Source organism: Amycolatopsis thailandensis, from assembly GCF_002234405.1.
Classification (GTDB): domain Bacteria; phylum Actinomycetota; class Actinomycetes; order Mycobacteriales; family Pseudonocardiaceae; genus Amycolatopsis; species Amycolatopsis thailandensis.
On record NZ_NMQT01000327.1, the window covers coordinates 1 to 596 of the forward strand.

1 protein-coding gene is annotated in these 596 nt (G+C 70.5%); it reads left to right on the forward strand.

Annotation, left to right across the window (positions count from 1 at the left end):
- Positions 1-596, forward strand: a 596-nt coding sequence (locus CFP71_RS42675; RefSeq protein ID WP_143267324.1) for a choline/carnitine O-acyltransferase, incomplete at both ends; no start/stop codon positions are given.

The following is a 596-nucleotide window of genomic DNA, read 5'->3' on the forward strand; positions in this document are numbered from 1 at the left end:
CGACAGCGGGAACCGCTGGTTCGACAAGGCCGTCTCGCTGATCGTGTTCGAGGACGGCACGGCGGGGATCAACGTCGAGCACTGCGAACTGGACGGGACCACGATCCTCGGGTTCACCGACGCGCTGCTCAGCGGAACCCGGCTGGAGCGGGCGCCCGCCGACGGCATCCCGGCGTCCGAGGTCATCGAGTTCGTCCTGGGCGACGCGTTGCGTGAAGACGCGCGTGCCGCCGCGGCCTCCTTCGCCGCGTACGCCGACGCGACCGCTACGAAGACGGTGTCCTTCACCGACTTCGGCGCGAAGCGGGCGAAGGAGCTGGGGATGTCGCCCGACGGCTTCGCGCAAATGGCGTATCAGCTCGCGCACAAGCGCGCGAAGGGGATCACCGGGGCGACGTACGAGTCGATCGCGACGCGGCAGTACCGGAACGGGCGCACCGAAGCGATGCGGGTGGTGACGCCCGAGGTGCTGTGGTTCGTGCGGGTGATGAACGATCCTTCGGCCGACCGGCAGACGCGTCAGGCGGCCTTCCGCGCGGCGGCCGCGAAGCACGTCACGCGGGCGAAGGAATGCCAGGCGGGCGACGCGCCGGAGC